This window comes from Collinsella aerofaciens, from assembly GCF_964243765.1.
In the GTDB taxonomy this organism is placed as follows: domain Bacteria; phylum Actinomycetota; class Coriobacteriia; order Coriobacteriales; family Coriobacteriaceae; genus Collinsella; species Collinsella aerofaciens_BU.
Genome location: NZ_CAXTGI010000001.1, coordinates 22,856 through 47,927, shown reverse-complemented (window position 1 = coordinate 47,927; position 25,072 = coordinate 22,856). Strand labels below are relative to the sequence as shown.

Below are 25,072 nucleotides of genomic sequence, written 5' to 3'. Positions count from 1 at the left end.
GGTTTCGCATCGTGGTACCATGGTTCATATCGTTGTTTAAACGACTAAGGGAGTAGACACCATGGAAGAGGCCTATCGTCAAGCGCGCAAGCGCGGCGAACAGGGACGCCGTCGCGCCATCAGCCAAAGCGAGCATCCATATCTTACGGACCTCGACAGCTTGGTCGCCCAGCTTCCCTGCGGGCAGCGCGAGAACATCGGCCTGCGGGACATTCCGCTCGAAATGGTCGTCGGCACGGTTACCAAAGGTCGCCAGTCCGCCTTTTCGTGTAACTTTATGCCGCTGCTCCCCTGGAATACCGAATTCGCCCGCAAATGGTCCAACCTCTACGATATCCAAATCTCCGAGGGCTACCGCGACCCCATCATCGTCACCGAGTTCATGCACCGCTTTTACGTCCAAGAGGGCAACAAGCGTGTCAGCGTCCTCAAATTCCTTGACGCTCCGACGGTTTCGGCCAAGGTGACGCGTCTGTACCCCGGTAAGTGGGATTCCGTCGAGAGCCGCCTGTACGGTGAGTTTTGCGCCTTTTGGTACGTATGCCCCCTGTACGAGATTGAGTTTTCGCGCGAGGGCAGCTACGAGATGCTTGCCAAAATGCTCGGCCAAGATCTTGTCGAAAAATGGCCTCAAAAGAAGGTCGACTACCTACGTCACACCTTCCTGCTCTTTAAGCGCGCCTATCTTCGCGCGGGCGGCGACCACTTGGACATTACGCCTGCCGATGCCATGCTCGTCTACCTCAACGTCTACAACCAGGACCGTCTGCTGGATACGCCGACGGATATCGTCGTCAACCGTCTGTGCAAGATTTGGCGCGAGCTTGTCATTGCCGGCAAAAGCGACGAGGACAAAGTCGATCTTGTCGAAGCGCCGCAGCCCAACGAGAAAGAGGGCGCACCGACAAAAGCTACCTCGGGCGTGCTCAACTTCTTTATGAGCAAGACCGTCTACTCCACTGCCAATCCCATGCGAATCGCCTTTATCCACGAGTTTCCCTGTGCCACGTCGAGCTGGGACAGCCTACACGACCAGGGCCGCCGGTATCTTGATGAGCACTTTGGCGGCATCGTGCGCACCGAGGCGTTCGAGGACTGCCACGATTCGGACGTGTTCTACGCCGCCGTCGAGACAGCCGTAAAGCACGGGGCGAACGTCATCTTCTCGACCTCACACCGGCTCATGGAATACACGCTCAGGGCGTCAGTCGAGTATCCCCAGGTGCGGTTCCTTAACTGCTCAATCGGCCTTCCCCACCAAAGCGTCCGCTCGTACTTTGGAAAGATGTACGAGGCCAAGTTCCTACTGGGCGCCCTTGCCGCCAGCATGGCCGACAACCACCGTATTGGCTACCATGCGTCGGTCTTCGCCTCGGGCGCGCTGAGCGAAATCAACGCCTTCGCTATCGGTGCCTCGCTGCTCGACCCTCGTGCGCAGATTATCCTCACTTGGGGAGATGTTCCCGCCGGCGGTCTTGCCGAAGCCATGTGTCGCGAGGGCGTGAGCGTCATGACCGGCGCCGATATGTCCAAGTCTCTCGAGGACCCCACCGCCTACGGGCTTCACCGTCTGGTAAACGGCAAGGAAGTTACCGGTATTGCTATGCCGGTATGGAACTGGGGCCGTTACTACGAACTCATCGTACGCAGCCTACTGCACGGCACATGGGACGAGACCGCCGATGACCAGCAGGTGCGCGCCGTCAACTACTGGTACGGTATGAGCTCCGGCGTCATCGATATTCGCTACGCTCCGGGCCTACCCTATCAGACGCGTAAACTTGTGCAGCTGCTTCGCAACGGCATTGTCGAGGGCTCCATCAACCCATTTGGCGGCGAGCTCCACAGCCAGGACGGCGTGGTTCAGATTGAGGGCTTCCCTCCCCTGCCGAGTACGCAGATTGTCGAGATGAACTGGCTGGCTGACAACGTTATAGGCTCGATTCCGCAGCTCGATAACGAGCCGGAGGTCCGTGCCCTATGAATATCCTAGCCATTGCCGATGTAGAGGAGCGCTGCCTGTGGGAATGTTTTCGCAAGGAGCGCTTTGAGGACGTTGACCTGATTCTATCCGCAGGCGACCTGGATCCGGACTATCTTGAGTTTTTGGTCACTGTCATCAACAAACCGCTTGTGTACGTTCGTGGCAACCACGACGACCGCTACGCGCGCCATGCACCGGGCGGGTGCATTTGTGTTGAGGACAGCGTATATGTGTACCGAGGTATTCGCATTGCGGGTCTGGGCGGTTCCATGCGCTACCGCGACGGCGCGAACATGTATACCGAGCGCGAGATGACAAAACGCATGCGCAAGCTATCGCGAAAAATCGCACTGGTAGACGGATGCGATATTCTACTTACCCATGCACCCGTCGCAGGCATGGGCGACCTGGACGACCTGCCGCATCGAGGGTTTGAGTGCTTTAACACGGCGCTTGAGTCCTGGGGGGCCGACTACATGGTGCATGGGCATGTACATCGAAGCTACGGTAACGATTTTCAGCGCGAGCGGCAGCATGTGTGTGGAACGACGATCATCAACGCCTGCGGCTATACGCAGTTTGAGCTGGACGAAGCGCGCTACCCCATCCGTGGCTGGCAGGCAGCCTGGCTCAACTCGCAAACCATGCGCCGCGAGCTCAAACGCCACGAGGCCATCGAGTCCTCAACAGCCAGAACACCTTGGTAACCAACACGAAGGTGCCTGTCCCCTTTGAGGTGGTTTTGACGCGATAGCAAGAAACCCGGTCCTGCACGAGGCAGAACCGGGTTTCTTTAGCAATGCTTGCTTTGCTCAGGCAGTAACTAAAAGTTACTCAGCCAGGAAGTCGCGCTGGACAGCGGGATCGACCTTGACGCCAGGGCCCATGGTGGAAGACACGGAGATGGACTTGACGTACTTGCCCTTAGCAGAAGAGGGCTTGACGCGCAGGATCTCGGTGTACAGGGCAGCGTAGTTCTCAACAAGCTGCTGCTCAGAGAAGGACTTCTTGCCCAGGGGCACGTGGCAGATGCCGTAACGGTCGGCGCGGTACTCAACGCGGCCAGCCTTGAGCTCGGAGACCATCTTGGCGACGTCCATGGTCACGGTGCCGAGCTTGGGGTTCGGCATGAGGCCACGGGGACCGAGGATCTTACCAATGCGGCCAACCTTGGCCATCATGTTCGGCGTAGCGATAGCAGCGTCGAAGTTGATCTCGCCCTTCTGAATCTGGGCGACAAGCTCGTCGGAACCGATGATGTCGGCGCCGGCAGCCTCAGCCTCGCGGGCCTTCTCGCCCTCGGCGAAGACGGCAACACGAACGGTCTTGCCGGTGCCGTGGGGCAGGGAGATGGAACCACGGATGTTCTGGTCAGCCTTACGAGTATCGATGCCCAGACGGAAGTGGGCCTCGACGGTCTCGTCGAACTTGGCGGTGTCGAGCTCCTTAATGAGCTTAGCAGCCTGAAGGGGGGTGTAGAGCGTGGCGCGATCGATCTTCTCGGCAGCGGCGTTATAGCTCTTACCATGCTTAGCCATGTGCATTACCTCCTGTGGTTAAACGGGCGTGAGCCCTCCCACATCGTATCGTGTGCCCTATTGCACACATTTAACGGGCGCCCAGGTCGGAGCACCCGTCGTTACCATAAGAAATCGCTACTCAGCGATGGTGACGCCCATGGAACGGGCGGTACCGGCGATGATCTTCTTGGCGGCGTCAATGTCGTTGGCATTGAGGTCCGGCATCTTGATCTCGGCGATCTTGGTGAGCTGCTCCTGGGAGAGCTGACCAACCTTGTCGGCCTGGGGCTTAGCGGAACCAGACTTGAGGTTCAGCTCCTTCTTGATGAGGTGAGCCGCCGGCGGGGTCTTGGTGATGAAGGAGAAGGACTTATCCTCGTAGACAGAGATCTCAACGGGGATGACGTCGCCCTTCTTGTCCTGCGTCTCGGCGTTAAAGGCCTGGCAGAACTGCATGATGTTCACGCCAGCAGCGCCCAGAGCGGGGCCGACGGGAGGAGCGGGGTTAGCTGCACCAGCAGGAATCTGGAGCTTAATGACGTTGGCAACCTTCTTCTCAGCCATGGTCATTCCTTTCGAATCACGAGTGTGAAGTACTTGCTATATCGTAAGCACGCACGTGTTAGAAGCACTCCTGAGATGAGCAGTCACAGAAGAAGCACGCTCGCGCGAACGGACGAAAACTTAAGCGATGACAGCGACCTGGTTAAAGTCGAGCTCGACCGGCGTCTCGCGGCCAAAGATCATCAGCGTGACCTTGAGCTTGCCAGCCTCGGTGTTAACCTCGGAGACCTTGCCATCAAAGTCGGTAAGCGGGCCATCGGTGACGCGGACGGACGTGCCGACCTGAATATCAACCGAGGTGCGCTTGGGCGAATCGCCCTTACCGGGACGACGAGTCATCTTGTTGTACTCGTCGCGGGAAAGCGGAGCGGGCTTGCCGTTGCCGCCTAGGAAACCGGTGACGCCGGGCGTGTTGCGAACACACGTCCACGCATCGTCATCCATCTCCATGCGAACCAGGACATAACCCGGAAAGATCTTAGAATCCTTGGTCTCGCGCTTGCCACCCTCTTTGATCTCGGTGACGCGCTCCATAGGAATCTCGATATCAAAGATACGGTCCTGCATGCCCATGGTCTCGATACGATGCTCGAGATCGGACTTAACGCGGTTCTCGTATCCAGAGTAAGTGTGAACGACGTACCAACGCTTAGACATGGTTTAGCCCCTCAATCCAGAGAACAGAGCAAGAGCCTCGCCAAAGCCAGCATCGAGCAGAGCGATGACGACGCCGACGACGATCAGAGAAGCGCAAACGACGACCGAGTAGTTCACGAGCTCCTTCTTATCGGGCCACGTGACACGCTTCATCTCGGACTTCACCGAAGCGAAATACTTCTTGGTGCGGGCGAAGAAACCAGGCTTCTCGTTCTTCTTGGACTTCGCAGCCTTCTCGTTCTTCTTGGCAACGGCCTTCTTGGCCTCAACCTTGGAGTTGGCGGCAGCGTTATTGGCAGGTGCCGGCTGCTGAGCCTTCTTCTTGTTCTTCTTGTTGGCCATTTGGGTTACCTCCGCGCAATGCGCTTATACATGAGTAAACCGTAAGCCCCCAATTGGGAGCTTACGGAATAATGACTGGCACGCCAGGAAGGACTCGAACCCTCAACACTCGGTTTTGGAGACCGATGCTCTACCAATTGAACTACTGGCGTATATGACTAAAGACTAGCGAGTCTCTTTGTGCAGCGTGTGGTGACGGCACCAGGGGCAATACTTCTTGATCTCCATACGATCAGGCATGTTCGCCTTGTTCTTGGTGGTCGTATAGTTGCGGCGCTTGCACTCAGTGCACGCAAGAGTAACTAGAGTACGCATGTATCCTGAACCTTTCATATCCGCCCCGTACGGGCACGAGATGGTACTTTATCAGCTCTATGTAAGTGCTGTCAATGAAAACCTCGAATCAATTGGTTCTCGGTGGATCCATTCATATTTGGAACACATCAATGGGGCCAGCGAGATCTAATCGACGGTGCACCAGAACCATTATCGATCCTCTCGACACCAGCAACGGCACAATAACCATTGCAGAAAAGAACCCGGCACCCATATAAGTGCCGGGTTCTCTAAGTCAGCTATATCAGAGAGCTAATTTACTCAATGATCGTGGAGACGATGCCCGAACCGACGGTGTGGCCACCCTCGCGGATAGCGAAGCGCAGGCCCTCCTCCATGGCGATCGGGTGGATGAGGTCGCCCTCGATGGTGATGTGGTCACCAGGCATAGCCATCTCGGTGCCCTCGGGGAGCTTGACCGTACCGGTAACGTCGGTGGTACGGAAGTAGAACTGAGGACGATAACCATCGAAGAACGGGGTGTGACGGCCGCCCTCCTCCTTGGTCAGAACGTAGATCTCGCCGGTGAACTTGGTGTGCGGGGTAACCGAACCGGGCTTGCAGAGAACCTGGCCGCGCTCGATGTCCTCGCGCTTGATGCCGCGGAGCAGCAGACCGACGTTGTCGCCAGCCTCGCAGAAGTCCATGGACTTACGGAACATCTCGATACCGGTAACGACGGTGTTCTGGGTATCCTTGATGCCGACGATCTCGACGGGCTCGTTGAGCTTGAGCTCACCGCGCTCGACACGACCGGTAGCAACGGTACCACGGCCGGAGATGGTCATAACGTCCTCAACGGCCATCAGGAACGGGAGGTCGTTGTTACGAGCAGGCGTCGGGATGTACTCGTCGACGGCGTTCATGAGCTCGCGGATAGCGTCCATCCACTTGGCGTCGCCCTCGAGAGCGCCCAGAGCGGAACCACGGATGACGGGGATGTCGTCGCCGGGGAAATCGTACTCGGAGAGGAGCTCACGGGTCTCCATCTCGACGAGGTCGATGAGCTCGTCATCGTCGACCATGTCGCACTTGTTCAGGAAGACGACGATGTAGGGAACGCCGACCTGACGGGCGAGCAGAATGTGCTCGCGGGTCTGAGCCATGGGGCCGTCGGTGGCGGCGATGACCAGGATAGCGCCGTCCATCTGAGCAGCACCGGAGATCATGTTCTTGACGTAGTCAGCGTGGCCCGGGCAGTCAACGTGAGCGTAGTGACGGGCAGCAGTCTCGTACTCGACGTGGGAGACGGAGATCGTAATGCCGCGCTCGCGCTCCTCGGGAGCCTTGTCGATGTTCTCGAACGCAGTGAAGTCAGCCTTGCAGCCCTCGGTCTCGGAGAGAACCTTGGTGATGGCAGCGGTCAGCGTGGTCTTGCCGTGGTCGACGTGACCAATGGTGCCGATGTTAACATGCGGCTTAGTGCGCTCAAACTTCTCTTTGGCCATAAAGCCCTCCTCTAAACAGGTCGTCCCCGGACGGGACTTTGCCTTTATACCATAGTGGCCTCTCAACATACTATTGAGAAGCCACCGTGTTACCTATGGTAGCGGTGACTGGATTCGAACCAGTGACGCCACGGGTATGAACCGTGTGCTCTAACCAACTGAGCTACACCGCCGGATGGAGCCTGCAACCAGACTTGAACTGGTGACCTCTTCGTTACCAACGAAGTGCTCTACCGACTGAGCTATACAGGCACTTGACGGGTGGGAGCTATAGGATTCGAACCTATGTAGGCAGAGCCAACGGGTTTACAGCCCGTCCCCATTAACCACTCGGGCAAACTCCCAATCGTTCAAGTATCCGCAGGTTCTTTGGTCTTTTGGACCGCCGCCCCCGCGAACGAAAAAGATAATACGATGCAACCTTGGGGGCTGTCAACGAAAACCTCTAGATACACGGTTCCGGGCGTATCTATATAACCGTGACCTGCGGTTTTATTGAGTTTGGATATGAAGGACGGTGGTTTTGGATACAGAGGTGACGTTTCCCAAGGTAACACTTTGGTGTAGTGGAGTACACCTTCAGGATCGAACTTCGATAACGGCTTATTTGCACCTATATATAGGTCGAGATCGGAGCTTCCCCGGTGCAATCAAGTAGACCAGGGGCCTCACCGTTTTCATCTCAATCTGTAACAGTAAGAGGGTCATTCCTCTCCTATCTGTTACAGATCGAGATACTACGCGGCGACCCCGGCTTACGTCTCACTCTGTAACAGCTAGAACGGTTTTCAGCCTCTTCGTGTTACAGATCGAGACGTTATCGGCCGTCCTTTGGCATTGTCTCGATCTGTAACTATAAGGAGGGTTTTCAGCCCACCCGTGTTACAGATCGAGACAAACCTGAAGCTTGGTGGGAGTCAAACCCACTTACATGTCGACATAAATAGAAACGGGCCCTGTCCCACAAGGAACAGAGCCCGAAACTCTCATGGAGCCAGTGACAGGAATCGAACCTGCAACCCACTGATTACAAATCAGTTGCGCTACCGTTGCGCCACACTGGCACACTTGGCGCTTTCGCGCGAAGCCTGTTAAGAATAAAGGAATTACGGACGGGGCGCAACAGGCCACACGGCGTTATATAAATATGCAAAAACCAGCAACAACAGGTACCAGGCCCGTTCATTTCTGTCGGTTCGCCCTCAATCTCAAAACTATTCGTCAGAACGAATAGTTTTAATTACAATTGCTATATATAAAACTATTCGTTTTGACGAAGGGTTTCGTGATGCTTACTACCAAGGAAGCCGCCGAGCTGCTCGGCATCACTCCGCGCAGGGTGCAGGAGCTCATAAAAAACGGAGCACTTGATGCCCGCAAGGCTTCTGGTGTATGGCTCATCGACAAAGACAGCGTCGACACGCGACTCCGCTCCGTGACCAAAACGGGAGGACGTCCCCGCCGCGGCCACGGTAAGAGCGAGATCGCGTTCACCCTCATGAACCGCACGCACGAAGTCGCTCAGCTGGTCTACAACACATCGCGAAAAGACTTTACCCACATCGGCGCCGACATCGATTACGCCCACGCCCCTATTGGGGTATTTGGCCCCAATAGCTCCGTATCGCTCGACTCCTTCCGCATCTGGTGGCGCGGTCGCGGTATCCCGCTCGCACGCATTGGGCTAGCCTCCCTGCTTGCAGAAGCCGCAGTCGATGTTCCCGATGAACTCGTACAGCGAAATCTTGGCCTCTCCTTATCCGACCAGTATTGGATTAGACCCCAAGATTCCGGTCTCGTCTGGGAGGATATTAACTTCTTCAATAACGCCTTTGATGACGTCTCGCTGTCCATTGCGCCCTTTGCCCCAGAGGGAAAAGCGGCTGCCGCAAAGCCCGATAACACCTCGGACGGCAATCTTCAAAAGTACTGGACGTGCGAGGGCGGGCGTCGAATTCTGCATAAGGCAGGAGCGCACCTGAACCAGGAACCTTATAACGAGCTGGTGGCGACCGCGCTCCACCGTCGCATCCTAAACGCCTGCGATTATGTACCTTACTCGCTCGAAGGCACGGGCACTTCCGCCCTGAGCATATGCGATGTCTTCTTAACTGATGAAGAAGAGTATGTCCCTGCGTTCTATGTAAACCAGCACGCAAACGCAGATGAACGGCTAACTGACTACGAGCGATACGTAGCAAACTGCGAGGAACTCGGGGTGACAGGCGTCAAGGATGCCCTTGACCACATGATCGTGTGTGACGACATCATCGCCAACTACGATCGTCATTGGCGCAACTTCGGCCTCGTGCGAAACGTCAACTCACTAGTCTGCAGACCAGCCCCCATCTTCGATTCGGGCTCATCGCTCTGGTGCAACATATCTCTAGATGAGCTTAGGGCAGGAGAGCACAGTTTTGCCAGCGCGCAGTTCCATTCAAGTCCCGCGAAACAAATGTTGCTTGTTGAGGATATGAACTGGTTTGACGGGGACAAACTCGAAGGTTTTGTCGACGAGGCAATCGAGATTCTGTCTAAAAACGATGCCCTAGCAGCGAGACTGCCTTATCTAAAAGAGGCGCTAACGTGGCGCCTCGAAAGAATGATCGACATCGCTGAATGGAGTTAGCGAGGCAGCATTGCCCCGCCAACTCCCCTACCTCCCGCGCAGGGCCTTGAGCTTGGCCAGGGCATCGGGGCTCAGGCGGCTACCCAGGGTCATCTTGATCTGCGGAGCTTCCTCTGCCTCGTGAACGTCGTTATCGATCTGCTTGATCTCGTCCACCAGCATGCGGCTCGAGATGCGCGTGACGCCCTTGCCCATGACGACGGCCTGGATCGTGCCGTCGCTCGACACCACGGAGCACGCGCGGCCTTCCTCGCGCGCCTCGATGCAGAGCTTTTGCACCACGGTATCGGCAGAGACGCCCGTCGGCGAAAACTCGATGCGCACGCCGCGGGCCGGCAGGTTGGGGCGCTCGTTGGAGATATTGCCCGCGCCGTCGAACACGATCACGGCCTCGTAGCGGCCCTGGGCAAAGGCGGCGACGTCATTGATGAGGGCGGTGCGCGCCATATCGTGAACGTCGCTGGAATATGGATCGTCGGAATGGTCATACACGAGCTTTTCGTAGCGCGGCGTGCAGTGGATCACGTTGTAACCGTCAACCACAAGCAGCTCGGGCTTGTTGGAGTGCACCGTCGAGACTGGATCGGCGATAGCCTGTGCAAACGCATTGCCGCCCACGCCATAGGTTGCGGCCGATACGATCGGCTTGGCCGAGCCTTCGCCAAAGCGCTTAGCCTTGGACTTGGCGCGGTTCTTCTTGGACATGCGCTACTCCTCCCCCATGAGCTCGCCGGCATTGCGGCGCAGCCACTCAAAGCACAGCGCCGTGGTCGCCTGGGCAACATTGAGGCTCTCGGTCATGCCGCGCTGGGGAAGCTTGGTCAAAAAGTCGCATTTCTCGAGCACCAGACGCGAGATGCCGTCGCCCTCGGAGCCCATGACGAGCGCCACGCGGCCCTCGAAGGGAGCATCCCAGCAGCTGCCCTCGGCGTGCTCGGAAGCACCGCCCACCCAAAAGCCGGCGGCCTTGAGGTCGTCGAGCGCACGGGCGATGTTGGGAACCTGTGCGATGGGCAGATGCATAACGGCGCCGGCAGAGGTCTTGTAGCTGCCGACGGTCACACCGGCGGCGCGCTTGTTGGCAATGATGACGCCCGCCGCGCCCACGACCTCGGCGGAGCGCACGATGGCGCCAAAGTTACCGTCGTCGGTCACGTGGTCGAGCACGATGACGAGCGCAGGTCCGTCACCCGCGCGGTCGAGGATGTCGGCGACATCGGCGTAAGGGAAGTTGCCCACCTCGAGCGCAATGCCCTGGTGAGCGCCATGGCTCGACAGCGCATCGAGCTGTGCGCGCGGTACGTACTTAATGCGGACACCAGCGACGTTGAGGTCATCGACCAGACGAGACAGGGCGGCGTCACGGTCCCCGCCCTCGGCAATGAGCGCGCACTTGACGGGAAAGCCGGTACGTAGCGCCTCGGCGGCAGCACGACGACCTTCGATAAACTCGCCCTTGGGAGCCTGGACAGCGTCGCGGTTGCGGTCGCGCTGCGGACGCGCGGCCTGGGTGCGGTCGCGTTGCTGGTCGCGACCATCACGCTGCGGACGGCCGGTGCGCTGGTCGCGGCGACCGCCAGCCTTACCGGGGTTGTAGGGACGAGACCCCCCTCGTTTGCGGTTGTCAGCCATGTGGAAAACCTCGAGATATATAAACGGAAAACGGACGGGACGCCCTGGGACAGGTCCAAAAATAACACCTTCGGCATTATTTTCAGACCGGTCCCGAAGCGTCCCTACTCAAACGTGCGGCCTCTAGAGAGTCTTAATACGGGTGCCGGCGGCCGTGTCCTCAATGGTGAGGCCCAGGTCCTTGAGCTGGTCGCGGATGGCGTCGGCCAGATCCCAGTTCTTGGCGGCGCGGGCCTCGGCGCGAGCCTCGAGAATCTTGGCAGCAGCCTCGTCCACATCGTCACCAGTGTAGGCAACCAGACCGGCGGCAACGCCCAGCAGGCCCAGCGGCAACTCGACCTTGGGCTCGGGAAGCTCAACGCCAAACGTATCGAGCAACTCGGTCAGCGTATCGGCGGCAGCCAGGGCTGCGGCCTTGTCGGCAGCATCGCCCGCATGCTCCAAATACTGGTTGCACTCGGTCACAAAGCCAAAGACGGCACCCATGGCACCGGCGGTGTTAAAGTCGTCGTCCATGCACTCCTTAAAGGCGGCACGGGTCTCGGCGGCCTTGGCGGCAAACTCCTCGGCGGCAGCCTCATCGGCGTCGGCGGTCGCGTGGCTTGCAGCCCAGCGCAGGTTCTCGACCGTGCCGGCGATACGCGTGAGCGAGTTCTCGGCACCCTCCAAGCGCTCCCAAGAGAAGTCGAGCGGTGAGCGATAGCTCGTCTGCAGCATCAGTAAGCGCAGGGCCGCGGCAGAGTGCTGCTCGAGGACCTCGGCCAGTGTAAAGAAGTTACCGAGCGACTTGGACATCTTCTCGCCGTCGACCAGTAGCATGCCCGTGTGCATCCAGGTGTTGGAGAAGCCCTGGTGCCAGGCGCAGGTAGCCTGAGCGCACTCGTTCTCGTGATGCGGGAAGGCAAGGTCGGAGCCACCGCCGTGGATGTCGATCGGGGTGCCCAGGTAGCGGTGCACCATGGCGGCGCACTCGGTGTGCCAGCCGGGACGGCCCTCGCCCCAGGGGCTCGGCCAGCTGGGCTCGCCGGGCTTGGCGGCCTTCCACAGGGCAAAGTCGAGCGGGTCGTTCTTGTCCTCGTTCTCCTCGATGCGCGCACCCACCATAAGGTCATCGATGTTGCGGCCCGAGACCTGGCCGTAGTTGGGATCGCTGCGCACGGCAAAGTACACATCGCCGTTATCGGCTGCGTAAGCGTGGCCCTGCTCGATAAGCGTCTTGATCATGGCGATCATGGGGCCAATCTCCTTGGTGGCGCGGGGACGCACATCGGGATCGAGCACGTTGGCAGCGCGCATGACGCCGATGAACTTGTCGGAGAACTCCGTCGCGACCTCGGCAGCCGTACGGCCTTGCTCGTTGGCGCGCTTGATGATCTTGTCGTCGACATCGGTGAGGTTCTGGGCGAACGTGACCTCGTAGCCACTCGCGATGAGCCAGCGACGAATCACATCAAAGCTGATGAACGTGCGGGCATTGCCGATGTGGATGTTGTCATAGACCGTGGGGCCGCACACGTACATGCGGACCTTGCCGGACTCGATGGGCTGGAACTCTTCCTTTTTATGGGTAGCGCTGTTGTAGATACGCATTCGTTACTCCTTAACGGTTTTCTGTAGCAGGCAGACGGCCCAGGCGCCAATTCCCTCGCCTTGGCCTTCCCAACCGAGCTTTTCGGTCGTAGTGGCGGCGACGCCCACGTTTTCGACGTCAACGCCCAGAGCATGGGCCAGGTTGGCGCGCATGGCATCGCGGTGTGGGGTGATCTTGGGCTGCTGGCAGGCAATGGTGCAGTCGGCATCGACAAACTCAAAGCCCAGCTCGCGCGCATAGTCCATCACACGGGCAAGCAGCACCATCGAATCGGCGCCCTCGTAGGCGGGATCGGTGTCGGGGAACAGTTTGCCGATGTCTCCCCCGCGGCAGGCGCCCAGAATGGCGTCGGCCAACGCGTGCGCGAGCACATCGGCATCCGAGTGTCCCAGCAGACCGCGCTCGTAGGGAATGTCAACCCCGCCGATGATACATCGACGCCCCTCCACCAGGCGGTGAACGTCGTAGCCATGGCCAATGCGCAGGTTACTGAACATGGGGAAGGTCCTCTCCCTCGGCCATGCGGCCGAGCAGAATCGCGGTTACGGGACGCAGGTCCTCGGGCACCGTCACCTTAAGGTTGTCGCGTGGGCTCTGGACGCAGCGAACGCGTCCTCCCATGCGCTCAACCAGCGAAGAATCATCGGTGCCGATAAAGCCCTCGGCAATGGCTGCAGCGTGGGCGCGCTTCATAGCATCGACGCTAAAGATCTGCGGCGTCTGCGCAGCCCAATAAAGCTCACGCGGCGGCGTCTCGACGATGTTATCGCCGTCAACGATCTTGAGCGTGTCGATCGCGGGTTGACCGCACACGACACCGTCGAGCGAGCGGTCGCCCACAAGCACGTCGATCGCATGATCGATGGCCTCGGTCGTGATGAGCGGACGAGCGCCGTCGTGAATGGCGACGTATTCAAAGCCTGCCGGAACCGCATGCACGCCGGCACGGGTGGAATCCTGACGGGTATTGCCGGCATCGGCAAAGCTGATGGGCGTGTCATAGTCAAACGGGTCGATGGCCAGGCGGCGCATCTCGGCACGACGCTCGGCAGGACACACCACCACGATGTGGCCGACCTTATCGCTCCGATCAAACGCGCGGATGGACCAGCTCATAAGCGGACGGCCCGCAACGTTGACGAGCTGCTTGCCACCGGGGTTACCAAAGCGCTGGCCGCTGCCACCGGCAACGACCACGGCGCATACGGGCGCCATTATGCGTTCCCCTGTTTGGTGCCCTTCATGCGGTACAGGGAGTCCGCAAGAATGGCAGGGTTGTTAACGCCAAAGTCGCCCAGGCGCTCCGGATCTTCGCTGATGTCGTCCATGAGTTCCTGCAGCGAGCCGTACTCGTCGACAATCTTCTCGGCCACGCCGTCGCGCACGACGGAGACGCGCGAAAGCGTGCGCAGGCCCAGCGGCGTCATGACGGAGTCCTCGTCCAGGTCGTCGTAGCCCAGAACCGCCGCCACATGCTGTGGGTCGGACAAGTCCTTGGGCGTCATGCGGCTAAGCTCGGCGCGGATCTTCTCGGCGTTTGCCTCGGAGGAATCGCTCGCATAGTCGCGAATCATCAGGTCGTACTCGGTATCCATGCTGGAGCCGGCGAGCTGCTCGAGCTGCATCTGCACGAGCTTGCCCTGGTTGCCCAGCTTGACGATGCAATCCTTAAGCTCGGTCTTTGCCTGCTGCATGATCTCGAAGCTCGAGAAAATACCGGTAATGTCGGCGAGCGTAACGTAGTCGTCGAGCTCGAGGGCCGTCAGGCGCAGCAGGGAGCGATCGAGCGACTGACGGGTAGTCTGGAGCGTGGCGACGAGCTGGTTGACCGAGCTCATGATGGTGGTGACGGGCTGGATCTCGTAGCTCTTACCGTGAACGTACACGTTGACGACGGCACGACGGGCCGAGACCGAGATCACGATGGCATCGGTGAGCACCGACATGCGAGCGGCGGTGCGGTGACGCATGCCCGTCTCGCTCGTGGCAAGCGAGGGATCGGGATTGAGGTGGAAGTTGGCGCGCAGGATCTGGGTGAGGTCGCCGTCGATAACGATAGCGCCGTCCATCTTGGAGAGCTCGAACAGGCGGTTCGAGGTGAACGAAATGTTGAGCGGGAAGCCGTCGTTACCGGCAGCGAGCACGTTTTCGGTGTCGCCGACGCAGATAAGGGCGCCCAGGTGACCGGCGATGATCATGTCGAGGGCGCTGCGGATCGGCTGACCAGGTGCCGTCAGGCGGATGGCCTGTTCCATACGCTTTTGCAGCTCGTTCTTATCCAAGGCATCGCTCCCATCGTATACGCTCCATAAACGCTAAATAGTTTCTCACGGTTTGTCCCCGCAGCAGCCACGAAATCCGATGCTTACAGAATGAGCGAACACCGCTTAGGTAGCTCATTTGGGACGGGGCTCCTTTGACTGCTCATGTGGTAGCATCGGGTCTCATATAAATGAGGGAGTAGTCGCGTAATCGGGCTCGCCCGCAGAGAGGGAGCCAGACTATGGGACTCGCAGAGCTCGTGTTGCTCGCCGTTGGCCTTTCGATGGACGCTTTTGCTGTTTCCATCTGCAAGGGTCTCGGCATGAAGAAGATCAACCTTAAAGTCGCCGTGGTGCTCGGTCTGTTCTTTGGCGGCTTTCAGGCCGGCATGCCCGTAATCGGATGGGCGCTCGGCAGTCAATTCATGGACATCATCGGACCCATCGACCATTGGATCGCCTTTATCCTTTTGGCCTTTATCGGCGGCAAAATGCTGTGGGAAGCCTTTACCGAGGACGAGAATGAAGGCGACGGCAAGGATACCGAAAAGATTGACCTGGGCGAGTACCTGATCCTCGCCATCGCCACCTCAATCGACGCCCTAGCCGTAGGTATCTCGTTTGCGGCGCTCTCGGTTGACATCGTTCCCGCTGTATCGCTTATCGGCGTCACAACGTTTATCTTCTCCGTCGCCGGCGTAGCGATCGGCCATACCTTTGGCGCGCGTTACGAAAAACCCGCCACCATCGTGGGTGGCGTCGTACTCGTCCTCATCGGGCTTAAGATCTTACTTGAGCATCTGGGGATCCTCACGATATAAAAAACGCCTCTCATAAGCCAACGTCAATGTAGGGGTCTCATGCAGAGTTTTGCATAATGCCTATTCGTGCAGACTTTTGCATGTCATACTAATATGCAAAAGTCTGCACGTTAGGAGATCGCCGTGGATACCCTTCCCATCACCACACCGCGCCAAGCTGGCATCTACGTGCGCCAGGCACGCGAGGCACAGGGAATCACCCGTGCGGCGCTCGCTAAAAAAGCCGGTGTTTCGGAGCGCCTGCTCGCATCGCTCGAGCTAGGAGACGCCACGGGTATTCGGCTCGACAAGTTACTGACCGTCTTTAACGCACTCGACATAGGTCTCTTTGCGCAAAGCGATAACGACTCCATCGCATCGCCCTCCGAACATCCGACGACGATAGCGGACCTCCCTATCGCGAACTCGAATGCCCTGCCAAAGCCAAGCGTAGGCAGACGACCCGCCCGACAAGGAACGCCATCTTCCTATGGTGCCCTGCTGGCCCAAATCGCAGCCGAGCAAGGCCTTTCCGGCACTTCAGACCTCTCCTTTGGCTGTAAGGTTGTGAAATAAATGGCAGAGATGGAGCTTGCAACCCTCATTTGTGGCGAAATCGCAGGCACTCTCCGGCAAGACGAGCATGGACTCTGCAGCTTTGTATACGCCCCAACCTATCGCGGAGCACCGCTATCGCTAACAATGCCGCTTTCCAATCGCACGTATGGCCATAACATCGTCCGCCCGTTCCTATTTGGCCTTTTGCCCGACAGTCAAGAGCAGCGTCGCGCTATTGCCGCCGAGTATGACGTTGCATCCAACAACCCCGTCGCCCTCTTGTGCCATATCGGTCTTGACTGCGCAGGGGCCGTTCAGTTTTGTCGAACCGATCAATTAGGCGCCGCCCGCGGCAGGGTCTCGGCATACCGCCCGCTTACCAATTCTCAAATCGCTCACAAGCTCAAAGCAATTCGCGATGACGAAAGAGAGACATGGATGGGCTCCAACGAAAGCTGGTCCCTAGGCGGCAACCAAGGCAAATTTGCACTAGCTTGGCATGATGGCCAATGGTGCGAATGTCTAGGGTCATCCCCCACTACCCATATCTTCAAAAATGGTGTCGTTGGGTTCAAACATCAGGCCTTAAACGAATTCGTCTGCATGAAAACGGCTCGGCGTGTTGGCATTCCAACTGCCAACGTCTCCTATTGCACATTTGAAGACGAAGCCGCGCTCGTCGTTGAACGGTACGACAGAATGGTCAATAGCAGCGGAAATATCGAAAGGCTGCATCAGGAGGACTTTTGCCAGGCGCTCGGTGTATTGCCAAGCCAGAAATACACCGCCGACGGAGGACCAACCACACGAGACATCCAAGAACGACTGATTAACACAGCCCCCCACCACATGAATCTTGTGCTTTTTACCTATATGTTGTTCTATAACGCCATTATCGGAGCGCCTGACGCACACGCTAAAAACTACTCGCTCATCCTAGGCAAAGGCACAAACGCAGCGCTCGCACCCATGTACGATGTCGCATCGGGCTTGGCGTACGAGCGTATGCGCCGCCGGGCGCGCCTTGCCATGAGCGTTGGCGGCGAAAATCGAGTGGGGCGCATCGGTCCAGGCGCTATCCGCCGATACCACGGTATGGGCGACCCCGCGCTGGAGGCGGCGCTCACCGATGCCGGGCTATCCGAGAAGTTTTGCTTTGCGACCATGATGGACCTCGCCTACGAGGTGCCCATTTGCATGGAAGAGATCATGGACGAATACGCCGACCTGCCCGGCATGGCGGACCTGCGCGAGCACATGCTCGGCCCCGTCCGCGAAAACTGCCAGCGCACCCTCGACCTCATCAAGGCGGATATGGGCTAGGCGCCAATCAATCCACATTTCTTAAAAGAAGAGGGGGGGCACCCGTCGCAAAAGTTCGGATGCCCCCTCTCGTAATGTCATTTGCAATCCGCTAGCACGTGGCTCGAACTGCTGCTAGCGCGACCCTTACGCGGCAAGGCGCTTGAGGACGTCGATGAGCAGCTCGTAGAAGCGCTCGGCAGAAGCGAGCTCCATGCTCTCGTCCGGGGTGTGGACATCGGAGAGCGTCGGGCCCACGGCGATGGCGTCCAGGCCGTGCAGGGCCTCAGCAAACAGGCCGCACTCAAGGCCAGCGTGAATGGACTCGATGCGCAGCTCGGAGCCAAAGAGCTCGCGATAGCTCTCGACAAAAACGTCGCGGACCGGCGAATGCTCGGCATAGCTCCAGCCGGGATACTCGAACTCGAACTTGGCGTCGAAGCCCAAGACATCGGCCAGCGTCTGCAGGCGGTCCTTGAACTCGTTCTGCAGCGAGGTGATCGAGGAGCGCGGGGACAGCATGATCTTGACCTGGTCGTCGGAAGTGGCGACCACGCCGATGTTGGAGGAAACCTCGACGGAGCCGTCGGTGGCGACGTTGCGGCGAATCACGCCGTTAGGGGCAAGACGCAGGGCGCGGATGAGGGCAAGCGCGGACTTCTGATCCATGGCCTCGACCTCGGCGTCGTCGGCAATCTCGACGGTGCAGGTAAAGCCGGGGTCGAAGACCTCGAGCTCGGCAGTGACGTCGGCGATGATGCCCTTTGCGATCTGGGCCGCGGCCTCGGCGGCAGCGTGGTCGGCGTAGACCAGAACAGCCTTGCACTCGCGGTTGATGGCGTTGTCCTTGGTGCCGCCGTTAAAGCTGACGATGGCGGGCTCGCCGGCGACCATCAGGCGATCGATGATACGGGCCATGATGAGGTTGCCGTTGCCGCGCTCCAGGTTGATGTCGGAGCCGGAGTGACCGCCCAGCAGGCCGGAGATGTCGAGCGTGAGGGTGCTACCGGTCTTGTGCTTGCGCACGATGGGGCAGGTGTAGGTAACGACGACGCCGCCGGCGCAGCTGACGGTGGCCACGCCCTCTTCCTCGGAGTCGAGGTTGATCATGGTGCGGGCGCTAATCTGGGACTTGTCGAGCGTCTCGGCGCCGACCAGGCCAGTCTCCTCGTCGGTGGTGAATACGCACTCGAGGGCGGGGTGAACGATCGAATCGTCATCGAGAACAGTGAGCATCAGAGCGACGGCGATACCGTTGTCGGCGCCCAGGGTGGTGCCGTTAGCGGTGAGGACGCCGTCCTTGACGACCAGGTCGATACCGTCGGTCGTAAAGTCGTGCTCAACGGAGCCCAACTTGTCGCACACCATATCGATGTGGCCCTGCAGCATCACGGTCGGGGCATTCTCGGCGCCGGCAGAAGCGGGCTTGCGAATGATGACGTTGTAGACCTCGTCCTGGTACACATCGAGGCCGCGCTCCTTGGCAAACGCAACCAGGAAATCGCTGATGCCCTTCTCGTTGCCAGACCCACGGGGGATCGCGCTGACCTCCTCAAAGAAATGGAACAGCTGGGCGGGCTCGTAGCCGGTGATCTTGTAATCCATGGTGCCTCCTTGGCGCAACTGGTTAGACAGTAAGACATGCGCCTTGTATATTCCCAGACTTTGCGTGCATAAACCAGTCGAAAACGCCGAGCGCCCTTGCATCATCGGCTAACGGCGGGAAGACGCCACTTTATTAAGATAAAGCAGGTTAGACGGGCCGCGCCGAAGGGACGTTGGACCCTTCAACCAACCTCAACGCTTGATCAACGTTTATGCATACGCCATTGATATGTTTAATGAGCCCTACTTTGAACGAAGGGGGCTTTCCAACAGAAAAAGGGCGCTCCTTTGGAACGCCCTCGTGGACACAAGGTTTTGTTACGCCCTACAGCGCGCCGGAACCGGCTTGCATCATGCCGCCGGGGCCCGAGGTCACGCCGCCGCTCACGGGCGCGACGTTGCCGGTGTGCGGTGCCGCCGGGGTGGTATCGCCACCGAGCGTACCTGCCGGACGCGGTGCCGGGATCTCGCCCGTGCCGTGGCTAAAGACGAACTTGCCATCGGCCACGTCGCACAGGACGGTATCGCCCTCGCCCCACTCACCGGCCAGAAGCTCCTCGGACAGCGGGTCCTCGATGAGCTTTTGAATAGCACGGCGCAGCGGACGCGCACCGTTGGTGAGGTCGGTGCCCTCGGCCACGATCTTGTCATAGGCCGCATCGGTGAGCTTGATGTTCATGCCGTTGGCAATCAAACGCTGACGCAGGTCGTCCACCAGCAGGTGCGCGATCTTGGTGAGATTCTCGCCCGAGAGCTTCTGGAACACCACGATGTCATCGATGCGGTTGAGCAGCTCGGGGCGGAACAGGCGCTTGAGCTCGCCCATCGCGCGGCCGCGGATCTCACTCGAGGTGAGGCCCTGCTCGCCGGTGGTGCCAAAGCCAACGCTCGCATCCTGTGCGATCTCGCGGGCGCCCACGTTGGACGTCATGATGATCACGGTGTTGCGGAAGTCGACCGTCTTGCCCTGGCTATCGGTCAGGCGACCCTCCTCCAGCACCTGCAGCAGGATGTTGAAGATATCGGGGTGTGCCTTCTCGATCTCGTCGAACAGCACGACCGAGTACGGGTGGCGACGAACGGCCTTGGTGAGCTGGCCGCCCTCGTCGTGACCGACGTAACCCGGAGGGCTGCCGATGAGCTTGGAAACCTCGAACTCGCTACCGAACTCGGACATGTCGAAGCTGATGAGCGCGTCCTTGCTGCCAAAGAGGTACTCGGCGAGCGTCTTGGCGAGCTCGGTCTTGCCCGTGCCGGTGGGACCCAGGAAGATAAAGCTGCCGCCGGGGCGACGCGGGTCCTTGAGCGGCGAGCGGCTGCGGCGCACGGCCTTGGCAACGGCCTCGACAGCCTCATCCTGACCGATGATGCGCGTCTTGAGCACGCTTTCTGCCTGCAGCAGGCGACGGCTCTCGCTCTCGGTAAGCGAGGACACCGGCACGCCCGAAGTCACGGACACGATATCGGCGATCTGACTCACATCGATGGTGAGCGGGCTGGCGTCGAGCTCGGCGGTCCAGGCAGCCTTGGCCTCGGCGAGTTCGATCTCGGCAGCCTTCTGCTGCTCGGTGATCTCGGCGGCCTTATTCATATCGTCGCTCTCGGTAGCCTCCTGTGCGGCGGCCTTGAGCTCCTCTATACGATGCTCGGCCTCGCGCACCGGCTCGGGCGCGCGATTCGCGGCGATGCGAGCACGGGCACCGGCCTCGTCGATGAGGTCGATGGCCTTATCGGGCAGGAAGCGATCCTGGATGTAGCGGTTGGAAAGGTTCGCGGCGGCCTCGATGGCACCCTGCGTGTAACGCACGTGGTGGTGCTCCTCGTAGCGCGGCTTGAGCGCAGTTAGGATCTTGACCGTGTCCTCGACACTCGGCTCCTCGACATCGATGGTCTGGAAGCGACGCTCGAAGGCCGGGTCCTTGGTGAGGTACTTGCGGAACTCCTCGGCCGTGGTGGCACCGATAATCTGGAAAGCGCCGCGCGCGAGCACCGGCTTGAGCATGGAGCTCGCGTCGATGGAGCCCTCGGCGGAACCGGCACCGATGATGGTGTGCATCTCATCGATAAACAGGATGACGTTGTCGGCCTCGGTTGCCTCCTGGATCACGTTCTTGAGGCGCTCCTCGAACTCACCGCGATACTTGGCGCCCGCGACAAGACCCGGCAGGTCGAGCGTCCAGATGTTCTGGTTCATGAGGTTCTCGGGCACGTTGCCGGCGGCGATCTGCTGAGCCAGGCCCTCGACGATGGCCGTCTTACCCACGCCGGGATCGCCCAGGATAAGCGGATTGTTCTTGGTGCGGCGCGAAAGAATTTCCATCATACGCTGGACTTCCTTTTCGCGGCCGATCACCGGATCGAGTTCGCCGTCGCGCGCCTTCTGCGTAAGGTTGGTCGCGAACTGCTTAAGTGTATCGGTACCGCTCCCCTTTTGCTGAGAGGCATCCGAGCCGCTAAAGAACGGCAGGCCCGTACCGGGACGACCAGCACCGGCGCCAGCGAGCGGACGCTTCTTATCCTGGTCCTTGGCGGTGAGTTTCTCGATAGCCTTTTTGATGGAGGCGGACGACACACCCAGGCGCATGAGGATGTCCATGGCCATGCCGTTGCCCTCTTCGACGATGCCGATCAGCAAGTGCTCGGTCGACACGTAGGTCTGGTTGTTCTCACGCGCCACGCGGAATGAACGCTCCATCACGCTAATGACGAGCGGCGTAAAGGCGAGCTTGGCCGCCTCGGTCTCCTCACTGGGCTCGGGAACCGTGGTCTGGACCTCTTTAAGAGTATCCATGATGTCGTCGTAGGAGATATCGAGCGAACGCAGTGCCTCGGCGGCAATGCCCTCGTCCTCCTTGGCGAGTGCAAGCAGCAGGTGCTCGGTACCCACCTTATTTGAGTGAAGATCGAGCGCTTCTTGCTTGGCCATGGACATGACCTTACGCGCGCGATCGGTAAAACGGTCTAACATGCTAGTTCCTCTTAGACGAGCTAGTTTTTTCAAACGCAAAGCGCCGCCCCGCGGCAGCGCTTTGGTCTCTTTACCCATATGGAGTATATGTTAACCGTTGGGACCTTTCCCGCCCGTAGCCGCGCGACAACGTCTACAAAAAAGGAATTGCTCGGGTCCGTTTGGCGGTTTGGTTTTGAGCTGCTGCCTAGCAGGCGGGCTCGGCGTCCATGCTCTCGGCAACGTCATTGACGGCATCGGCAACGGGAGCGCCCGGCATGCGCACGAGCTCCATGTGCGGCTCGGCAAAGACCGTGCCCATGGGGAAGGCGCGGCGGAAGACAAAGCGAGCAACCGGACCGGCCACCAGCAGGTTCCAGGGCAGGGCCATGATAAAGTTGCGCAGAATGTTAACGAGCCACATCATCGGCAGCAGCTGCAGGTTGGCGAGCGGGCCGCCGGGCATGTGGAACAGGCCCTCGCACGCACCGTAGAGCGACATGATGATGACCATAGGAACGACCATGCAGGAGCTGACGGCGAGCGTCATGGCAATCGGCGAGCTCTTGCCCGGCGTGACCAGGAATTTAAAGGCGAAACCCTTGGCGAGCGGGCTGGCGACAAACCAGTCGCAGCACATGGCAAAAACGTAGGCAACGGGGAAGCCGAGCCACGCGGCCGCAACAACCTCGCCGTTGATGGCCCCATGCTGCAGGGCAACGTTGTAGATGCTCATCCAAAGCACCATACAAAAGCACATGATAAAGGTGAACAGCAGGCTCTCTCGTTTGTTGATAGGCATAAAGGGCAAAATCCTTTCTGTGTTACGCCACGGCACCACGCAACAAAAACGGGCGGGCAAGATGGAGCTGTTGGGACTTCATCTCGCCCGCCCGTGATACGTGCGTCTGCGACTACTTATGTGGTGGAACCAGCCTAGCACGAAAACCCCGCGCTTCGTAAGCGTTGAGTTTATGGAGATGCAGGGCACCAATAATCCCCCGACCCCATAAGTTGCGGTGGAATACGGACTGTTTTGACCCTTTAAGCAGCAATTCAGTCCCTATTTCACCGCAGCTCATTTGGTGCAAAGTAACCTGTCCCCCTTGCACCAATTAGCTGGTGTGGCGCCAGCGGGGGTCGGTGAGCGTACGCGCCACGCCCAGGCCAACAGGCAAAAACGCCACGATGAGCACTGCACGCACAAACCAGCCGAGCATATTGACCGTGTCGAAGGTGCACATGTAATACATCGAGCGATACAGATACAAGCCCGGCACCATAATGACAATCGATGGCACCGTGAGGGCGATACGTGGGTAGGTGAGCTTGATTTCGGCTAAGCTCGCGAGCAGGCCCGATACCAGCGCGCCGATAAACGCTGCCGCCTCGGGAGGCATTCCCGCGCTGAGGCCCAGGAAGGGAAGCATCGTCGGCGCATCGACGAGCGTAAGGCGCAAGGTATTGGACACGGCGCCGATCAGCCCAGCTGCCGCGGCCATCTTTACCGGGCTGTTGAACATCACCGAGAAGCCGAATACGCCAACGAAGCTCATCACCACGCGCAGGAGCGTAAGGGCAAGCGGCGAAAGGCCGAGCGGGGCAAAATCATCCGGTGCCAGCCCCACACACTCGGCAACCATCCAGCCCACAAGGGTCGCCATCACAATAATCGACACGGCATACGAAAGACGCTCAATGCCGCTTCGCATATCGAGCTTAGCGATGTCGAGGCCTGCCGTAATGAGGGGAAAGCCGGGAATCACAAAGAGCATGGCGCCGATATAGCCTTCTTGGTGCGACATTGCCCCCGGTACGACCTGGCCAAGGCCGAGCAATGCCAGCAGATACGAAACGCAAGCGAGCGCAACGCCAATCGTCAGCGCGCTAAACTGGCCAAGACCCTGCTTGAGAATATGAGAGCGAGCAAAGTTGCCAACACCAGCGCCTACGAATGCGCAGGCCATCTCGATAGGGCCGCCGCCGAGCAAAAAGACGAAGGCGCCGCAAGCACAAGCTGCCGCAAGGCCCTGTTGCCAGGGAGAGTAATCGGGTTTTGAACTCTCAACGGTCTTGAGCATCTCGTGGTATTCGTGCACGGTAAACCGGCGCCCATACGTCTCGATTTCCTTTAGGAAGCTCTCCATCATCCAAATGCGATGGGTATTGACTCCCGTTGTGGGCAGGCTGACAACCTCGTTAAAGCAGTGGCCATCTTCGATGCAGGTGCACTCAAACGACAGAAGACTTAAGTCAACGTGGACGGTGACACCGAGTACGGCGGCGACGCGATTCATGGTATCGCGTACACGCCAGGCACCCGTTCCGCTCGCGAGCATAAGCATACCGGTGCGGCAGATGATGGATGACTTATCGGTGAGCGGCGCATCGACGGCAAGCTCATCGCCTGCCGTCACGATCTGGTGCCAGTCAGTTTTCATATGGAGTGCGCCGGCACGAACACCGTGGTGCATGGGGGCTCTCGAAAGCAGCGAGTCAAGGCGCGAAGACTGTGGGGGCTCCGTTGATTCGTCCTCAACCTCATCAGTCTCTTCATCGACCAGATCAAATGAGTCAAGCGATGCCGGCTCGCGACGATCGATTAGCTCCTCATCCTCATCGTCAAAGTAATTGAACTGATCGAGCATGTCCTCTTCGATTGCACGCTCGCTCGCGTCGTCCATATAGACGCTCCCTTCCTACCGACTAACCCCCATCCTAGGCAGCAACGGCTAAAGGAAACATAAAAGAGACGGCTGCCATGCGAGCCATGTGCTCAATAGCCGTTGGGTAGTCGTTTAAGAACGTCCCCAATGACTATTGACGGCCAAGGCAACGCCGATATATTGGCAACGTCAGCGAGCGGGCCGCATTTGAGACAAGGTGACGTGAAACG

Annotated in this window: 22 protein-coding genes and 5 tRNA genes; 6 read left to right on the top strand and 21 right to left on the bottom strand. The window is 59.1% G+C overall.

What is annotated here, in order from left to right; translation table 11 throughout:
* Positions 1-61: 61 nt before the first annotated feature.
* Positions 62-1,984, top strand: coding sequence for a BMP family ABC transporter substrate-binding protein (locus ACESSC_RS00250; RefSeq protein ID WP_118377409.1), 1,923 nt, complete (start codon positions 62-64; stop codon positions 1,982-1,984).
* Positions 1,981-2,691: a metallophosphoesterase family protein gene (locus tag ACESSC_RS00245; protein ID WP_373160770.1), complete on the top strand. Its 711-nt coding sequence runs from the start codon at positions 1,981-1,983 to the stop codon at positions 2,689-2,691. Before ACESSC_RS00250 ends, ACESSC_RS00245 begins: the two co-directional genes overlap by 4 nt.
* 123 nt (positions 2,692-2,814) lie before the next feature.
* Here ACESSC_RS00245 and rplA read toward each other — a convergent pair whose 3' ends face one another.
* The 11 genes from rplA to ACESSC_RS00190 all read right to left on the bottom strand — a co-directional run bounded on the left by rplA (position 2,815) and on the right by ACESSC_RS00190 (position 7,915).
* Positions 2,815-3,522 carry a 50S ribosomal protein L1 gene (gene rplA, locus ACESSC_RS00240; RefSeq protein WP_022093892.1) on the bottom strand — a complete coding sequence of 236 codons (708 nt, stop codon included), beginning with the start codon at positions 3,520-3,522 and terminating at the stop codon, positions 2,815-2,817.
* A gap of 117 nt (positions 3,523-3,639) precedes the next feature.
* Entirely contained in the window at positions 3,640-4,068 is a 429-nt protein-coding gene (rplK, locus tag ACESSC_RS00235; protein ID WP_373160768.1) for a 50S ribosomal protein L11, read from the bottom strand.
* Positions 4,069-4,188: 120 nt separating this feature from the next.
* The gene (nusG, locus tag ACESSC_RS00230; RefSeq protein WP_006234984.1) at positions 4,189-4,725 is read right to left on the bottom strand and encodes a transcription termination/antitermination protein NusG; all 537 of its coding nucleotides are present in this window, start codon (positions 4,723-4,725) and stop codon (positions 4,189-4,191) included.
* Positions 4,726-4,728: 3 nt separating this feature from the next.
* The gene (gene secE, locus ACESSC_RS00225) at positions 4,729-5,067 is read right to left on the bottom strand and encodes a preprotein translocase subunit SecE (RefSeq protein ID WP_117583102.1); all 339 of its coding nucleotides are present in this window, start codon (positions 5,065-5,067) and stop codon (positions 4,729-4,731) included.
* A gap of 76 nt (positions 5,068-5,143) precedes the next feature.
* A tRNA-Trp gene (locus tag ACESSC_RS00220) sits at positions 5,144-5,219 on the bottom strand.
* 13 nt (positions 5,220-5,232) lie between these two features.
* Positions 5,233-5,382 carry a 50S ribosomal protein L33 gene (gene rpmG / locus ACESSC_RS00215; protein WP_102372646.1) on the bottom strand — a complete coding sequence of 50 codons (150 nt, stop codon included), beginning with the start codon at positions 5,380-5,382 and terminating at the stop codon, positions 5,233-5,235.
* A gap of 278 nt (positions 5,383-5,660) precedes the next feature.
* Positions 5,661-6,851 carry an elongation factor Tu gene (gene tuf, locus ACESSC_RS00210; RefSeq protein ID WP_117563790.1) on the bottom strand — a complete coding sequence of 397 codons (1,191 nt, stop codon included), beginning with the start codon at positions 6,849-6,851 and terminating at the stop codon, positions 5,661-5,663.
* A 96-nt stretch (positions 6,852-6,947) separates the two neighbouring features.
* Positions 6,948-7,024: transfer RNA gene (locus ACESSC_RS00205), tRNA-Met, on the bottom strand.
* A 3-nt stretch (positions 7,025-7,027) separates the two neighbouring features.
* A tRNA-Thr gene (locus tag ACESSC_RS00200) sits at positions 7,028-7,103 on the bottom strand.
* Between the two features lie 10 nt (positions 7,104-7,113).
* Positions 7,114-7,195 (bottom strand) — tRNA-Tyr (locus ACESSC_RS00195).
* A 645-nt stretch (positions 7,196-7,840) separates the two neighbouring features.
* A tRNA-Thr gene (locus ACESSC_RS00190) sits at positions 7,841-7,915 on the bottom strand.
* Between the two features lie 224 nt (positions 7,916-8,139).
* Here ACESSC_RS00190 and ACESSC_RS00185 point away from each other — a divergent pair.
* Positions 8,140-9,480 carry a DNA-binding protein gene (locus ACESSC_RS00185; protein WP_195362186.1) on the top strand — a complete coding sequence of 447 codons (1,341 nt, stop codon included), beginning with the start codon at positions 8,140-8,142 and terminating at the stop codon, positions 9,478-9,480.
* 27 nt (positions 9,481-9,507) lie between these two features.
* On the opposite strand, the gene ACESSC_RS00180 is transcribed toward ACESSC_RS00185, so the two are convergent.
* From ACESSC_RS00180 to disA, 6 genes are all read right to left on the bottom strand, one after another.
* On the bottom strand, positions 9,508-10,185 hold the full coding sequence (locus ACESSC_RS00180; protein ID WP_055309418.1) for an NYN domain-containing protein: 678 nt from the start codon (positions 10,183-10,185) through the stop codon (positions 9,508-9,510).
* A 3-nt stretch (positions 10,186-10,188) separates the two neighbouring features.
* Entirely contained in the window at positions 10,189-11,112 is a 924-nt protein-coding gene (gene rlmB, locus ACESSC_RS00175) for a 23S rRNA (guanosine(2251)-2'-O)-methyltransferase RlmB (RefSeq protein WP_373160767.1), read from the bottom strand.
* A gap of 123 nt (positions 11,113-11,235) precedes the next feature.
* A complete protein-coding gene (gene cysS / locus ACESSC_RS00170) occupies positions 11,236-12,702 on the bottom strand; it encodes a cysteine--tRNA ligase (protein WP_373160766.1) in 1,467 nt (488 codons plus the stop codon).
* Between the two features lie 3 nt (positions 12,703-12,705).
* Positions 12,706-13,200 carry a 2-C-methyl-D-erythritol 2,4-cyclodiphosphate synthase gene (gene ispF / locus ACESSC_RS00165; RefSeq protein WP_006234975.1) on the bottom strand — a complete coding sequence of 165 codons (495 nt, stop codon included), beginning with the start codon at positions 13,198-13,200 and terminating at the stop codon, positions 12,706-12,708.
* Positions 13,190-13,918: a 2-C-methyl-D-erythritol 4-phosphate cytidylyltransferase gene (ispD, locus tag ACESSC_RS00160; RefSeq protein ID WP_373160765.1), complete on the bottom strand. Its 729-nt coding sequence runs from the start codon at positions 13,916-13,918 to the stop codon at positions 13,190-13,192. The genes ispF and ispD overlap by 11 nt, the downstream gene beginning before the upstream one ends.
* Entirely contained in the window at positions 13,918-14,958 is a 1,041-nt protein-coding gene (disA, locus tag ACESSC_RS00155) for a DNA integrity scanning diadenylate cyclase DisA (protein ID WP_373160952.1), read from the bottom strand. The genes ispD and disA overlap by 1 nt, the downstream gene beginning before the upstream one ends.
* 248 nt (positions 14,959-15,206) lie before the next feature.
* On the opposite strand from disA, the gene ACESSC_RS00150 reads away from it, so the two are divergent.
* The 3 genes from ACESSC_RS00150 to ACESSC_RS00140 all read left to right on the top strand — a co-directional run bounded on the left by ACESSC_RS00150 (position 15,207) and on the right by ACESSC_RS00140 (position 17,645).
* Positions 15,207-15,785: a manganese efflux pump MntP gene (locus tag ACESSC_RS00150; RefSeq protein ID WP_373160764.1), complete on the top strand. Its 579-nt coding sequence runs from the start codon at positions 15,207-15,209 to the stop codon at positions 15,783-15,785.
* 123 nt (positions 15,786-15,908) lie between these two features.
* Positions 15,909-16,340 (top strand): helix-turn-helix domain-containing protein, encoded by a 432-nt coding sequence (locus ACESSC_RS00145; protein ID WP_373160763.1) that lies wholly within the window; start codon positions 15,909-15,911, stop codon positions 16,338-16,340.
* Complete coding sequence (locus tag ACESSC_RS00140) at positions 16,341-17,645, top strand: type II toxin-antitoxin system HipA family toxin (protein ID WP_373160761.1); 1,305 nt, start codon at positions 16,341-16,343, stop codon at positions 17,643-17,645.
* Between the two features lie 126 nt (positions 17,646-17,771).
* On the opposite strand, the gene ACESSC_RS00135 is transcribed toward ACESSC_RS00140, so the two are convergent.
* From ACESSC_RS00135 to ACESSC_RS00120, 4 genes are all read right to left on the bottom strand, one after another.
* Positions 17,772-19,229: an aminoacyl-histidine dipeptidase gene (locus ACESSC_RS00135; RefSeq protein WP_373160759.1), complete on the bottom strand. Its 1,458-nt coding sequence runs from the start codon at positions 19,227-19,229 to the stop codon at positions 17,772-17,774.
* A gap of 325 nt (positions 19,230-19,554) precedes the next feature.
* Complete coding sequence (locus tag ACESSC_RS00130) at positions 19,555-22,197, bottom strand: ATP-dependent Clp protease ATP-binding subunit (protein WP_373160757.1); 2,643 nt, start codon at positions 22,195-22,197, stop codon at positions 19,555-19,557.
* Positions 22,198-22,384: 187 nt separating this feature from the next.
* Positions 22,385-22,978: a DUF2798 domain-containing protein gene (locus ACESSC_RS00125; RefSeq protein ID WP_373160755.1), complete on the bottom strand. Its 594-nt coding sequence runs from the start codon at positions 22,976-22,978 to the stop codon at positions 22,385-22,387.
* Positions 22,979-23,291: 313 nt separating this feature from the next.
* Positions 23,292-24,860: a threonine/serine exporter family protein gene (locus ACESSC_RS00120; RefSeq protein ID WP_373160753.1), complete on the bottom strand. Its 1,569-nt coding sequence runs from the start codon at positions 24,858-24,860 to the stop codon at positions 23,292-23,294.
* Between the last annotated feature and the right edge of the window lie 212 nt (positions 24,861-25,072).

Excerpts from the sequence above, each read along its gene's own strand:
- disA (WP_373160952.1), bottom strand. The coding sequence starts at position 14,958 with ATGGAACAGGCCATCCGCCTGACGGCACCTGGTCAGCCGATCCGCAGC.
- ACESSC_RS00250 (WP_118377409.1), top strand. The coding sequence starts at position 62 with ATGGAAGAGGCCTATCGTCAAGCGCGCAAGCGCGGCGAACAGGGACGC.
- ACESSC_RS00135 (WP_373160759.1), bottom strand. The coding sequence starts at position 19,229 with ATGGATTACAAGATCACCGGCTACGAGCCCGCCCAGCTGTTCCATTTC.
- ACESSC_RS00140 (WP_373160761.1), top strand. The coding sequence starts at position 16,341 with ATGGCAGAGATGGAGCTTGCAACCCTCATTTGTGGCGAAATCGCAGGC.
- secE (WP_117583102.1), bottom strand. The coding sequence starts at position 5,067 with ATGGCCAACAAGAAGAACAAGAAGAAGGCTCAGCAGCCGGCACCTGCC.
- rplA (WP_022093892.1), bottom strand. The coding sequence starts at position 3,522 with ATGGCTAAGCATGGTAAGAGCTATAACGCCGCTGCCGAGAAGATCGAT.
- nusG (WP_006234984.1), bottom strand. The coding sequence starts at position 4,725 with ATGTCTAAGCGTTGGTACGTCGTTCACACTTACTCTGGATACGAGAAC.
- rlmB (WP_373160767.1), bottom strand. The coding sequence starts at position 11,112 with ATGGCTGACAACCGCAAACGAGGGGGGTCTCGTCCCTACAACCCCGGT.
- ACESSC_RS00245 (WP_373160770.1), top strand. The coding sequence starts at position 1,981 with ATGAATATCCTAGCCATTGCCGATGTAGAGGAGCGCTGCCTGTGGGAA.
- ACESSC_RS00130 (WP_373160757.1), bottom strand. The coding sequence starts at position 22,197 with ATGTTAGACCGTTTTACCGATCGCGCGCGTAAGGTCATGTCCATGGCC.
- ACESSC_RS00120 (WP_373160753.1), bottom strand. The coding sequence starts at position 24,860 with ATGGACGACGCGAGCGAGCGTGCAATCGAAGAGGACATGCTCGATCAG.
- ACESSC_RS00150 (WP_373160764.1), top strand. The coding sequence starts at position 15,207 with ATGGGACTCGCAGAGCTCGTGTTGCTCGCCGTTGGCCTTTCGATGGAC.
- rplK (WP_373160768.1), bottom strand. The coding sequence starts at position 4,068 with ATGGCTGAGAAGAAGGTTGCCAACGTCATTAAGCTCCAGATTCCTGCT.
- cysS (WP_373160766.1), bottom strand. The coding sequence starts at position 12,702 with ATGCGTATCTACAACAGCGCTACCCATAAAAAGGAAGAGTTCCAGCCC.
- tuf (WP_117563790.1), bottom strand. The coding sequence starts at position 6,851 with ATGGCCAAAGAGAAGTTTGAGCGCACTAAGCCGCATGTTAACATCGGC.
- ispD (WP_373160765.1), bottom strand. The coding sequence starts at position 13,918 with ATGGCGCCCGTATGCGCCGTGGTCGTTGCCGGTGGCAGCGGCCAGCGC.
- ACESSC_RS00180 (WP_055309418.1), bottom strand. The coding sequence starts at position 10,185 with ATGTCCAAGAAGAACCGCGCCAAGTCCAAGGCTAAGCGCTTTGGCGAA.
- ispF (WP_006234975.1), bottom strand. The coding sequence starts at position 13,200 with ATGTTCAGTAACCTGCGCATTGGCCATGGCTACGACGTTCACCGCCTG.
- rpmG (WP_102372646.1), bottom strand. The coding sequence starts at position 5,382 with ATGCGTACTCTAGTTACTCTTGCGTGCACTGAGTGCAAGCGCCGCAAC.
- ACESSC_RS00185 (WP_195362186.1), top strand. The coding sequence starts at position 8,140 with ATGCTTACTACCAAGGAAGCCGCCGAGCTGCTCGGCATCACTCCGCGC.
- ACESSC_RS00125 (WP_373160755.1), bottom strand. The coding sequence starts at position 22,978 with ATGCCTATCAACAAACGAGAGAGCCTGCTGTTCACCTTTATCATGTGC.